Genomic DNA, 12,913 nt, shown 5'->3' on the forward strand with positions numbered 1-12,913 from the left:
TACTGAAAAAATAAAATAAAAGGAATATAATCAATTATAAATTATTTTATAGGAGGTACATATGGCAGTTTTAAAAATAACAAAAGATAATTATGAGAAAGAAGTTTTAAATTCTAAAACACCTGTGTTAATAGATTTTTGGGCAAATTGGTGTATGCCTTGTAGGATGTTGGGTCCAATTATAGAGGAAATATCAGAAAAAAACATAGATGTAAAAATTTGTAAAATAGATATAGATGAAGAGATGGAATTAGCACAAAAATTTCAAGTGATGAGTATTCCTACTTTGGTTTATGTTAAAGAGGGAAAAGAAGAAAAAAGAACAGTAGGAGTAAGACCAAAGGAAGAAATAGAAGAAATGATAAAATAAAAATAAAAAGAACAAATATTTAATTATATTTGTTCTTTTATTTTTATCTAAAATATAATAAAATATAGGGTATAAGATATTTATTTAATATATTTTTAATAAAGGAGGAATCTAACTTGGATAAATTTAATGAAAATCAAAAAAAGGTTATAAAAACTATAGATGTTCCTCTTTTAGTAATAGCAGGTCCAGGTTCTGGAAAAACAAGAACTCTTGTTGAAAGAGTAAGTTATTTAATAAATGAAAAAAATATAAAGGCAGAGAATATTCTTTTAGCTACATTTACAGAAAAAGCTTCTAGAGAATTAATAACAAGAATTTCTATGAATATATCACTAAATAAAGATATTAGTGATATGTATATAGGAACAATTCACTCTATTTGTTTGAGAATTATAGATGAAAATATTGAATATTCTTATTTGAAAAGAAATTATAGAGTTTTAGATGACTTAGAACAAAAATTTTTTATTTATAAAAAAATGAAATATTTTCTTAATTTGGATGGTAGTTTGGAATTTTTTAAATTTTTAGAAAAGGCTAAATATTGGGATAGAGCAATAGAATTAAAAAAATGGATAGATAGAATAAATGAAGAGGGAATAGATGTAGCTAAAGAAATTGGAGATGAAAGATTAGAATACTTAAAAAAAGTAAACGAGTTATATAAAAAAATGCTTTTCAAAGAAAATCTTGTGGATTTTTCAAATATTCAACTGGAATGTTATAGAATATTAATTGAAAATTTAGAAGTTTTAAAAAAAATAAGAGAAAAAATTAATTATATAATGATTGATGAATATCAGGATACTAATTTAATTCAAGAAAAAATATTTTTACTAATTACAGGAGAAAAAAACAATATTTGTGTAGTTGGAGATGACGATCAAGGTATATATAGATTTAGAGGTGCTACTGTAAAAAATATTCTTAAGTTTGAAAGAAATTTTGAAAAAGGTATATGTGAAAAAATAGATTTAAATATAAATTATAGATCAAATAAAGATATAGTTGAGTTTTGCAATAAATGGAACGATAGTCTTTATTGGGATGGGTGGAGATATGGTAAAGAACTTGTATCAGGAAAAGAATCTAAAAATAAAACTTTAGGTGTTGTAAAAATTTCAGTTAAAACATCTGAAAATGAATGGAAAGAAAAAATATATAAGTTTATAAAAAAATTAAAAACGACTAATAAAATTCAAGATTATAATCAAATAGCTTTTTTATTTAGATCAGTTAGAAATAAAAAGGTTTTAAGATTAATGGAATATTTAGAAAGTAAAGAAATAAATGTTTATTCTCCTCGTTCAAATATGTTTTTTTATAGAGAAGAAATAAAATTTTGTATAGGATTATTTTTATGTATATTTTATCAAAGTAAAATGTACATAAAAAATACTTATTATAAAGAATGTTATAATAAAGTTATTAATGAAATGGAAATAGATATAGAATTAAGAGAGTATATAAAAAAATTAAGAACTGAAAGTAAAATATTAGATTGTAGTATGAATAATTTTTTTAATATATTATATTCTTTTATTGGATTTAAAGGTTTTAGAAAATATTTAGATTTAGAAAAAGATCATATATTGGAAAATAGAGAAACTTACAATATAGGAATTTTTTTCAAACTGGTGAATAAATTTGATAGAATATGTGAATTAGAAAAAATAGATAAAAATAATATAGAAAAAGTTATACATTATTTCTTTGGAAAACATTTAATATATTTAAAAAATAGCGGAATTTCTGAGTATGAAGATATAAAAGAGTATGCTCCTAAAAATTCGATTTCTTTTTTAACATTTCATCAATCTAAAGGTCTTGAATTTCCAATAGTAATAGTAGGTTCACTAGAATCAGGACCACGTTTTATAATGAATGAAAAACAAGAAAAATTAGAGTTTGAAATAATGGAAGAATTTGAACCTAAAGAAAGGATAAAAGAATTTGATTTTTGGAGAGTTTACTATACTGCTTTTTCAAGAGCTCAAAATTTGTTGGCTTTAACTTGTGTAGAATATCCCAAAATTCCAGTCCCAAATTTTGCATTTCAAAAAGTTTATAATGGATTAAAAGATATTTCTAGTGATGAATTTCAATTGTCAAAATTAAGCTTAGATGATTACAAAGAAAAAAATATAAAGGAAAATTTATCTTTTACAAAGCATATAAATATTTATAATAGATGTCCAAGACTATATAAATTAATAAATAAATATAAATTTCCAGAATTAGTGACAAAAGAATTAATTTACGGGGAATTAATGCATATATGTTTAGAAGAAATAAATAAAATTAAAATAAACAACGAGAAGATGGACATTAAAAATTTAAAAAATAAATATATGGAATTTTATAAATCTTTATATAAAAAATACAATATAATATTAGAAAAAGAAATTTTAAAAGAAGGACTATATAATATAATAGATTACTTAGAAAATGATATTGATAATCTAGGGAGTATAAAAGGTGTAGAAGAGAAGATTATTTTAGCAAGCGAGAATTATATAATAGAAGGAGTAGTAGATTTAGTAGTTGAAAAAAATGGGCAGTTAGAAATAATAGATTTTAAAACAGGTAAATTTCAAAATGAAATAAAAGAATATAAAGAGCAGATTCAAGTATATGCTTATTTATTAGAAAAAAAATATTCTAAAAAAATAATTAAAGGAAAAATATTTTATATAAATGAAGAAAAAAATAAAAAAGTTATAGAGGTTGATTTAAATGAAAAAGCTATTTTAAAAACAATGAATAATTTTAAAATAACAGCAAACAGTATTGTAAATAAAGAATATCAAACAGGATATATGGATAAGGAAGAATGTAAATATTGTAGTTTTAGAGGTTATTGTAAAAGTTATTTGTAAGTTTACAAGAAAGTAAAAAAAGGATATAATAAACAATAATTATAAAGTAAGAGAAAGGAAAATTATGTATTTAGAAATTAGGGATAATGTTTCTAGAAATGAAATAGAAACTTTAAAAGAAAGAATAAAAGAAGCTGGTTATGGAATATTAGAGGTAACAGATTTAGGGGTAATAAAAATAGCTGTTATTGGAAATAATGATAAAGATTTTAAAATATTAGATTTAGATAAAGATAAAATTATAGAAAAGGCTAAAGTAATAGATGTTCCATATAGATTTACTAGCAGAGATTTTAAAAAAGAAGATACAATTATAGAAATTAATGGAATAAAAATAGGAGGATCAAAATTTTCATTATTTGCAGGTCCTTGTTCTATAGAAAATAGAGAAATGATTATGAAAATAGCTGAAGAAGTGAAAAAAAATGGAGGCAAAATTTTAAGAGGTGGAGCATTTAAACCTAGAACTTCCCCTTATGATTTCCAAGGATTAGAAGAAGAGGGGCTTATTTATATGAGAGAAGCTTGTGATAAATATGGGCTTCTTATGTGTACAGAGGTTATGGATACTAAAAACATAGAGAATATATGTAAATATGCAGATATACTACAAGTAGGTACAAGAAATATGCAAAATTTTTCTTTATTAAAGGAATTAGGACAAATTGATAAGCCCATACTTTTAAAAAGAGGAATGAGTGCAACTATAAAAGAATTTTTAATGGCTGCTGAATACTTAGTAGCTTATGGAAATTCAAAGATAATATTGTGTGAAAGAGGAATAAGAACTTTTGAGACAATGACTAGAAATACTGTAGATATAAATGCGATTGCTTATATTAGAAGAATTTCTCATTTGCCATTAATAATAGATGCGAGCCATGGAACAGGTGTTAAAGAACTAGTTGAGCCAGTAACATTAGCAGGAATTATGGCAGGTGTTAATGGAGGAATGATAGAGATACATGAAAATCCTGAAGAGGCTTTATCTGATAAGGAACAGACATTAAATTTTGTTCAGTTTGAAAGTTTATGTAAAAAAATATTTAAAACTTTTGAATTTAGAAAAAATATTTAAGAATAGAGGAGAAATATGTTCATAAAAAAGAAAAGTTATTTCAAAATTCAGGAATTTGAGAAAAATAATGTAACAGCTTTTTTTACAACTAAAAGTTTTTTGAAAGAAAATAAATTAAAAGAATTATTACCTAAAGATAAAATTTTAGTAAGTGCTTATCAAAAACATACGGATATTGTTAAAGATATATCCATATTAGAAGAAAATAATTATTTTGAAGGGGTAGATGGTTTTATAACAAAAAGAGATAATGTAGTTTTAGTTACAAAACATGCAGATTGTTTACCTATATTCTTTTATGATAAAAAAGAAAAAGTAATAGGGATGGTTCATTCAGGATGGAAGGGTAGTTTTCAAGAAATAGGTTTAAAAACATTGAAATTAATGGAAGAAAAATATAATTCTCTTAAGAAAAATATTATAATTGGATTGGGAATAGGGATTTCTTGTAAACAATATGAAGTTGGAGAAGAATTTTATGAAAATTTTAAAAATAAATTTTCAGGAGAAATTATAAAAAAATCTTTTAAAGATTACAATGGGAAAAAACATTTTGATAATTATGAGTTTAATAAATTAAATTTTATAAAGAATGGAATTTTAAAAGAAAATATAATTGTTTCAAATGAATGTACATTTACAGGAGATTTTTTTTCATTTAGAAGAGATAAGAATAAAGAAAGAAATTATGCAGTAATTTATTTTAATTAAAAAACCCCTTAGTAATTTTAGATTACTAAGGGGTTATATTTTATTTATATAAAGTTATAAGTTCTTAAAAAATATACCCATAAAAATAAAGTAAGAATAGATACAACAGAAGAGGAAGCAACAACTTCTGCAGCTAATTTACTATCTCCACCAATCTCTTTTACTGTGTTAAAAGATGTAACAGATGTTGGAGAAGCGGTTACTCCTAAAAGAGCAACAATATATTCATTACGAAATCCTAAATATAGGGCTATAGACAAGGTAATTACAGGAAAGATAACAAGTTTCATAAAATTTGTAACGGCTATAAATTTTATATTGTGTATCATATTATCAAATTTCAAAGTAGCTCCTAAGACTACAAAAGCTAAAGGAGTTGCAACTTTTGACATTGTAACCATAGTATTTAGAACTATTTTAGGAATTGTTATCTTAAGAATTAAACAAAATAATCCTAAAATAAAAGCAACTATAAGTGGATTTTTTAAAACAGAAATAAATAATTTTTTATAACTTCTTTCTTTTGCTTGATAAGTTTCAAGAAGAATAACTCCCATTATATTTAGTAATGGAACTACAGGGGTAATAATAAGTAAAACTATTCCTAGTTTAGATTCATCATAAACAGATAATATTAAAGGAATACCAAACAATATTAGATTACTTCGATAAGTTGCCTGTATTAAAACTCCTAATTTATCCTTATCCTTTGTCATAAGATTATAAACTAAGTAAGCTAAAATAAACATAGCAAATATACTAGATGTAGTAAGTACCATTAGTTTAAGATTAGCTGGATTGAAAAGTTCATTAATATCAATATTATAGATATTAAGAAAAAGCAATAATGACATAAAAACTCTAAAAACAACTCTATTCATAACAGTTAAAGAGGGTTCATCTACCATTTTAACTTTTCTTATAATTACACCAACTGACATCATTAAAAATGTGGGAAAAACCACATTTAAAGCCATTAAAATATTATCCATATAACCATCCTTGTAGTAAAGTATTGATTTTATTATACCTTATATAATAAAATAATTCAATTAATATTTAATTATATATCACTTAGAACTTTTATTACTTTACCAACAGCATGAAAATTTTCTCCAGGGCCAATATAAATAGGTGTATAATTTGGATTATCACTAATTAAGGCAATATAGTTTTGAGTTATCTTTAATCTTTTTACATAAGCCTGATCATCAATAAAAAAAGCACCAATTTCTCCATTTTTAATTTCCATATTTTTTTTACAAATAATAACAGAATTATCCTTAATAGTAGGTTCCATAGAATCTCCAACTACATTAACAGCAAATATATCATTATTGTTATTATTGATACCAGGTAATAAAATATAATCTTCAATTTCTTCGTTTCCAAAGGCTCCAGGGCCAGCAGATATTCTTTCAAAAAGCGGAATAGAATGGAAAGAAAAATTTTCAGAACTAGATATTAGATTATTTTCCTTTGAATTTAATTTGTTTTTAAGATCATCCATCATATTAATAATAAGTTTAGGAGTTCTTTCAATTGCAGCTAAATAAAATAAATAATTTTTATCTTGTTTACTAAGATTTAAACCATCAGCAATTTTTTCTAATATTTCTTCACTAGGTGGATTTTTTACTTCACCTCTTTCTATTGAATTAAAATATGATTGAGTTATATTTATAAGTTTTGAAAATTTATTCTGACTTAAACCAAGTTTAAGTCTTTTTTCTTTTAAAAATTTAACGAAAGTCATACTAACCTCCTATCTATAATTATAGTTAATTATACTATAGAAGCAGCTTTTTTTCAAGGTTTTATATAAAACTATTGACAAAAATAGATAAAAATTGTAAAATACTTACAGATAGATATAGATAAGTTAAATCTGTTTATAGATAACATTGTTAGGATGGAGGAAAAATTATGAAAATACTTATAAAAAATAGAAAGTGGAATATATTTTTTGAAACGAAAGTTTTAGTTTGCGATATTACAGAAAAAAATGGTATTTTTAATATTTCTTTTCAATATAAAGATAATAATATAACTATAAAAAGTGAGAATATAGATAATACTTTAAAGTATTTAGATGAAGTTTTTAAAAAAGAGAAAAAAAGAGCAGAAGAAAGTTATTAAAGAGTAAAAAAGAAGTTATTAAAAAATAACTTCTTTTGTTTATTTATAAGTGCTTAATTATTTTAAAATTTTATAAATAGCTTCCATATCTAAATGACTTCTCATAACTCTAGCAAGTCTTCTATATTCTTTTTCTTTAAAAGATTCAAGACTCATAAAGTCATAAATAGGTTCAAGTCCTTTTTTAATTCTTATTTTATTTAGCAACTTTCTTGTAAACTTAGCAGAATCAAATATTCCATGAATGTAAGTTCCAATAATATTACCTTTACAAAGAATACTAAAATCTTTTTCAGGAACAACAGAAGAAGAATTATCTCCAGTTGTAATTCCTTGATGAAGTTCATATCCACTAACTTTTAGTCCATCAAATCCCTCAAGAATTCCAGTGCAATTAGATAGAGTTCTAGATACTTGTTTGGTGTATTTATCAGTTTCCATTTTAGTTTTTACATCAAAGAATCCAAGGCATTCAATTTTTAAGTAACTACTTTCAACTTGAGATAAGTCCTTGATACTTTTACCTAACATTTGAAATCCACTATGAATCCCAACAATAACCTTTCCTTTTTCAGCAAGATTTGTTATTTTTTTAGTTATTTGCCTTTCTTTTATTATGCTGTAATCATAAATAGCATTTTTGCTTCCAGGTAATATAATCATATCAAAATCATCATTTAAATCTTCAGCCTTACTTACATAAACTAAATTAACATCATCATACATTAAAAATGAATTAAAATCAGTTGAATTAGATAATTTTCCAAATTGAACAACTGCGATATTAATATCTTTAACTTCTTTTTTTTCTTTAGCATTAAAGATATAGCTATCTTCATCTTCTATATTAATATCAAAATAAGGAATAACTCCTAAACAAGGAACAGAAATATTTTCTTTCTTTAAAACCTCATCTAACATTTTAATTCCTTTTTCAAGAAGAGAAATATCTCCTCTAAATTTATTTATAATATAGCCTTTTATTTTTTTTCTATCTGATTTTCTAAGAAGCATGATAGTTCCATAAATAGATGCAAAAACTCCTCCTCTTTCAACATCAGCAATAAGTACAACAGGAGCTTTTACTGCAGAAGCAATTCCCATATTGGCAATATCCATTGTTCTTAAATTAATTTCAGCTGGACTACCAGCACCTTCTAAAACTCCTATTTCATATTCTTGTTGAATTTTAGAATAATTTGTTATAGCTATTTCTCTAAATTTTTTATAATGTTTATAATATTCTGCTGCATTCATATTTTTAAAAGGTTTTCCTTCTAAAATAACTTGAGAACAATCATCTTCTCCAGTTGGTTTTAAAAGAATAGGATTCATAAAGGCTTTAGGAGTTGTATTAGCAGCTTCAGCTTGTACAACTTGGGCTCTACTCATTTCATAACCGTCAATATCAACATATGAATTTAAAGCCATATTTTGAGATTTAAATGGAGCAACTTTATATCCATCTTGAGAAAAAATTCTACATAATCCAGCAGTAAGAATAGATTTACCCACCGAGGATCCAGTTCCTTGTAACATTATTTTTTTATGCATAAAACACCTCATCTTAATACTTATTTTCTATATATTATTATAATATATATTTCATAAAAAATAAAACATAATTTGAAAAAAATAAAAAAATAGGAGATAACATCTCCTATTTTTAGATATTTTAAATTTTATTTTCCATAATGAAGTTCATTGAATTTTCCAATTTCTTCTAAAATTTCTTCAGGTGTAGCCATAGCAAGAACTCTATCAACTAATTCTTCACAAGATTTTTTATCAAGTGACATTATATTTTTCTTAATTCTAGGAACAGAGATAGCAGACATAGAGAATGAGTCTAATCCCATACCAAATAATATAGCTGTAGCATTTTCATCCCCTGCAAATTCTCCACACATTGAAATACTTATATTTCCAGAGTGAGCTCCTTCAATAGCATATTTAATAGCTTGTAAAACAGCTGGGTTATAAGAATTATAAAGAGCAGAAATTTTTTCATTTCCTCTATCAACTGCAAGAGTATATTGAGTTAAATCATTAGTTCCAATAGAGAAGAAATCACATTCTTTAGCAAAAGAAGCCGCTCTTAAGCAAACAGCAGGAGTTTCTACCATTATACCAAGTTGAATATTTTCATCAAAAGCTATTCCTTCCTTTCTTAATTCTTCTTTACATTCTTCTAAAAGTGCTCTAGATTTTCTAACTTCAGTAAGAGAGATAATCATAGGAAGCATAATTTTAATATATCCAAAAGCAGAAGCTCTTAGTAAAGCTCTAAATTGAGTTTTTAAAATTTCAGGTCTATCAAGGCAAATTCTTAAAGCTCTCCATCCAAGGAAAGGATTTTCTTCTTTAGGAAGCTCCATATAAGAAAGATTTTTATCCCCACCTATATCCATTGTTCTAATAGTTACAGGTTTTCCTTCTAAAGCAGAAGCAACTTCTTTGTATGCTTCAAATTGTTCTTCTTCTGTTGGGAAAGAATCATTATTCATAAATAAAAATTCAGTTCTATAAAGTCCAATTCCTTGAGCTCCATTTTTAAGTAATCCAGGTACATCTTTAGGAGATCCTATATTAGCCCAAGCTCCAACTTTAATTCCATCTTTAGAAATTGCATCCTTATCTTTTAATTGTTTTAAAAGTTCTTTTTCTTTTAAAAATTCTTTTTGTTTTTCAGTATATATTTTAGTTTCATCTTCTGTAGGGTCAATTATAACGATTCCTTCTAAAGCATCAACAATAATAGGAGTACCTACTTTACAGTCTGAACAAATAGATCCAGTACCAACAACAGCAGGTAATTCTAGAGATCTAGCCATTATAGAAGAATGTGCTGTTTTTCCTCCAATTTCAGTAACAAAAGCAATAACGTTATCTAAATCAAGTTGAGCAGTATCTGATGGTGTAAGGTCTTTAGTTATAACTACAGAATCCTTAGGTAAAGTAGATAAATCAATTATTTCAGTTCCTGTAACATTAAATAACCATCTTTTTCCAATATCTCTTAAATCTGCAGCTCTTTCTCTTAAATATGGATCTTCTAGGTTGCTTAACATTTCACAATAACCTTCAATTCCTTGTTCTAAAGCATTTTCTGCAGAAATATTATCATCTTCAATTAACTCAATAACTTCATCAAAAAGATCCTCATCTTCTAATAATGTAATATGTCCGTCAAATATTGCTGCTTTATCTTCACCTAATTTTTTAGCAGTTTTTTCTCTTATTAAAAGTAATTGTTCTTTAGAAGTATTTCTTCCATTTAATAATTTTGCTTTTTCAGCTTCAATATCTTCAATAGAGTTTTTATTGATAACTAACTCATTTTCAAGATATAAAAATATTTTTCCTATTGAAACCCCAGGAGAAGCTGGAATTCCTTTTATAAGTTTACTCATTTTATAAATACCGTCCTTTGAAATAGAATAAAAAAAGAGGGGAAACCCAAATCCCCTCTCACTTAAATTAGTCTTTTAAATTAGCAAGAAGTTCAGCTAATTTTTCAACAGCTTCTTGTTCATCTGAACCATCAGCATAAACAGTTACTTTAGTTCCTTTTTTAATACCAAGAGAAAGAAGTTTTAATAAAGAAGTTCCTTTTACTTTTTTCCCAGTTTCATTTTCAATTTGTACAGTTGAATCAAAAGTTTTAGCCAAACTAACAAATTCATTTCCAGGTCTAGTATGAAGACCAGTTTCGTTTGTAATCTCAATAGTTTTACTACATGCCATATTTTTCACCTTCCTAAAAAAATATTAAATTATTACCCATTATATTTATAAATAAATCTCTTTAAACAGTACTAATAGCATATATTATTTTTAAAAGTTTGTCAATAAAATAAAAATAGTATAATTTTGAAAGAACTAAAAGTCACCGATGAACGCTCAAAAAAAGCACAGATTTAATTATTTTTTAAAGTTTGCTCTTCTTTCTTTTATAGATAAATATTTTTTTCTTAGTCTAACAAAATTAGGTGTTACTTCAACATATTCGTCGTCAGTGATATAATCTAAAGCTTGTTCTAAGCTTAAAATTCTAGGTGGAGCTAGTTTAACAGCATCATCACTTCCAGCAGCTCTTGTATTAGTAAGTTTTTTAGTTTTACATGCATTAACAACTAAATCATTTTCTTTACTATGTTCTCCAATAACCATTCCAGCATAAATTTCTACACCAGGAGCAATAAATAATTCTCCTCTTTCTTGAATTGCATTTAATGCATAAGCAATAGAAGTTCCAGATTCAGTTGCAATTAATACACCTTTTTTTCTTCCATTAATAGGTCCTTTGAATGGTTCGAAGTCATAGAAAGAATGATTCATTATTCCAGATCCTTTAGTATCAGTTAAAAATTCATTTCTATATCCAATAATTCCTCTTGCAGGAATTTTAAATTCTAAACGAGTATATCCATCTTGTCCAGGAGTCATACTTACAAGTTCACCTTTTCTAGAACCTAATTTTTCAATAACTACTCCTGTAAATGCTTCATCAATATCTATAACAGCTAATTCTATTGGCTCATGTTTTTTACCATTAATTTCTTTAAAGATAACTTTAGGCTTAGAAACTTGAATTTCATAACCTTCTCTTCTCATATTTTCTAAAAGAATAGATAATTGAAGTTCTCCTCTACCTTTTACAATAAATGAATCAGGAGAATCAGTAGTCTCAACTCTAATACTTACATTATTTTGTAATTCTTTTTGAAGTCTATCCCAAATATTTCTAGAAGTTATATATTTACCATCTTTTCCTGCGAAAGGAGAGTTATTTACCATAAAAGTCATAGATAGAGTAGGCTCATCTATATCAATAAGAGGTAAAGCTACAGGATTTAAAGCATCAGCAATAGTTTCTCCTATATCAAGATTAGAAAGACCAGCAATGGAAATAATTTCTCCAGCTACAGCTTCTTCAACTTCAACTTTTTTAAGCCCTTCATAACCATAAATTACAGAAACTTTTCCTTTAACTTTAGTTCCATCTCTTTTAATAAGTATTATTTCTTGATTTCTTTTAACTTTTCCGTTGTGAATTTTTCCAACAGCTAATTGTCCAACATAGTTATCATACTCAATGTTAGTAACTAAAAATTGTAAAGGAGCGTTAATATCTCCATCAGGATCATCAACATTTTTTAAAATAGATTCAAATAGAGGTTTCATGTCTACTTCTTCATCTTCTACTTCATTTTTAGCAAATCCACCTTTTCCAGATGCATAAAGAACTGGGAATTCAAGTTGGTAGTCATTAGCATTTAATTCAATAAATAAGTCATAAACCATATATAGAACTTCTTCAGGTCTAGCATTAGGTTTGTCTATTTTATTAACTACAACAATTGGTCTGTGACCTTGTTCTAAAGCTTTCTTTAAAACATATTTAGTTTGAGGCATAGGTCCTTCAAATGCATCAACTAATAAAATAACAGAATCAACCATTTTCATAATTCTTTGTACTTCTCCACCAAAATCAGCATGGCCTGGAGTATCAACTATATTTATTTTATAGTCATTATACTTTACAGAGGCATTCTTAGAAAAGATTGTAATTCCTCTTTCACGTTCAATGTCATTAGAGTCCATAACTCTTTCGTTAACTTTTTCAAGCTCGTGACTTCCAAATACTCCAGCTTGTTTTAACATACAGTCAACAAGAGTAGTTTTACCATGGTCAACATGGGCAATAATTGCAATGTTTTTAATTTTCAT

At 25.6% G+C, this 12,913-nt stretch carries 11 protein-coding genes; 5 read left to right on the forward strand and 6 right to left on the reverse strand.

Annotated features, from left to right (window positions below):
• Positions 1–61: 61 nt before the first annotated feature.
• The 4 genes from trxA (at position 62) to pgeF (ending at position 5,041) form a co-directional block, all read left to right on the forward strand.
• Entirely contained in the window at positions 62–370 is a 309-nt protein-coding gene (gene trxA, locus Q7K47_06045) for a thioredoxin (protein ID MDP0506781.1), read from the forward strand.
• A 116-nt stretch (positions 371–486) separates the two neighbouring features.
• Positions 487–3,252, forward strand: a complete 2,766-nt coding sequence (locus tag Q7K47_06050) for an ATP-dependent DNA helicase (GenBank protein MDP0506782.1) — start codon at positions 487–489, stop codon at positions 3,250–3,252.
• 64 nt (positions 3,253–3,316) lie between these two features.
• Positions 3,317–4,330 (forward strand): 3-deoxy-7-phosphoheptulonate synthase, encoded by a 1,014-nt coding sequence (gene aroF, locus Q7K47_06055; GenBank protein ID MDP0506783.1) that lies wholly within the window; start codon positions 3,317–3,319, stop codon positions 4,328–4,330.
• A gap of 15 nt (positions 4,331–4,345) precedes the next feature.
• Entirely contained in the window at positions 4,346–5,041 is a 696-nt protein-coding gene (pgeF, locus tag Q7K47_06060; GenBank protein MDP0506784.1) for a peptidoglycan editing factor PgeF, read from the forward strand.
• Positions 5,042–5,085: 44 nt separating this feature from the next.
• Here the strand turns inward: pgeF and Q7K47_06065 are convergent, their stop codons facing one another.
• Positions 5,086–6,033, reverse strand: coding sequence for an AEC family transporter (locus tag Q7K47_06065; GenBank protein MDP0506785.1), 948 nt, complete (start codon positions 6,031–6,033; stop codon positions 5,086–5,088).
• 71 nt (positions 6,034–6,104) lie between these two features.
• The gene (locus Q7K47_06070) at positions 6,105–6,797 is read right to left on the reverse strand and encodes a LexA family transcriptional regulator (GenBank protein ID MDP0506786.1); all 693 of its coding nucleotides are present in this window, start codon (positions 6,795–6,797) and stop codon (positions 6,105–6,107) included.
• Positions 6,798–6,967: 170 nt separating this feature from the next.
• Between Q7K47_06070 and Q7K47_06075 the strand changes: the two genes are divergently transcribed.
• Positions 6,968–7,180, forward strand: coding sequence for a hypothetical protein (locus tag Q7K47_06075; protein MDP0506787.1), 213 nt, complete (start codon positions 6,968–6,970; stop codon positions 7,178–7,180).
• A 57-nt stretch (positions 7,181–7,237) separates the two neighbouring features.
• Here Q7K47_06075 and Q7K47_06080 read toward each other — a convergent pair whose 3' ends face one another.
• From Q7K47_06080 to typA, 4 genes are all read right to left on the reverse strand, one after another.
• A complete protein-coding gene (locus Q7K47_06080; GenBank protein ID MDP0506788.1) occupies positions 7,238–8,734 on the reverse strand; it encodes a cobyric acid synthase in 1,497 nt (498 codons plus the stop codon).
• 128 nt (positions 8,735–8,862) lie between these two features.
• A complete protein-coding gene (ptsP, locus tag Q7K47_06085) occupies positions 8,863–10,593 on the reverse strand; it encodes a phosphoenolpyruvate--protein phosphotransferase (GenBank protein ID MDP0506789.1) in 1,731 nt (576 codons plus the stop codon).
• A gap of 67 nt (positions 10,594–10,660) precedes the next feature.
• Positions 10,661–10,927, reverse strand: coding sequence for an HPr family phosphocarrier protein (locus Q7K47_06090; GenBank protein ID MDP0506790.1), 267 nt, complete (start codon positions 10,925–10,927; stop codon positions 10,661–10,663).
• 177 nt (positions 10,928–11,104) lie between these two features.
• Positions 11,105–12,913 carry a translational GTPase TypA gene (typA, locus tag Q7K47_06095; GenBank protein ID MDP0506791.1) on the reverse strand — a complete coding sequence of 603 codons (1,809 nt, stop codon included), beginning with the start codon at positions 12,911–12,913 and terminating at the stop codon, positions 11,105–11,107.

The sequence above is a fragment of the Fusobacterium sp. JB019 genome, from assembly GCA_030673965.1.
Lineage (GTDB): Bacteria > Fusobacteriota > Fusobacteriia > Fusobacteriales > Fusobacteriaceae > Fusobacterium_B.